Raw genomic sequence first — 329 nt, 5'->3', positions numbered from 1 at the left:
TGTCCGACAGACAATTGTTTTCAATCTATTTATTTATCGGAGCATTAAGACATGACCATCCGCCCTTTACACGACCGAGTAGTCGTCAAACGCTTAGAAGCTGAAGAAAAAACCGCATCAGGCATTGTTTTGCCGGGTGCGGCTGCTGAAAAACCCGACATGGGCGAAGTAATCGCCGTGGGTGCGGGCAAAATCGGTAAAGACGGCGCGCGCCGTCCGCTGGATGTCAAAGTCGGTGACAAAGTGATTTTTGGCAAATACAGCGGCCAAACTGTAAAAGCCGACGGCGAAGAGCTGTTGGTAATGCGTGAAGAAGACATCTTCGGTAT

Annotated in this window: 1 protein-coding gene; it reads left to right on the top strand. The window is 49.5% G+C overall.

Going from position 1 to position 329, the window contains the following annotated elements:
- Window positions 1-51 precede the first annotated feature (51 nt).
- Window positions 52-329: co-chaperone GroES (locus tag ACTHSP_RS23230; protein WP_440347144.1), on the top strand; the 278-nt coding region annotated here is incomplete at its 3' end.

Source organism: Neisseria sp. P0001.S005 (genome assembly GCF_051963715.1).
Note: the sequence above shows the minus strand (reverse complement) of the source record. Positions and strands in the feature narration are given on the sequence as shown.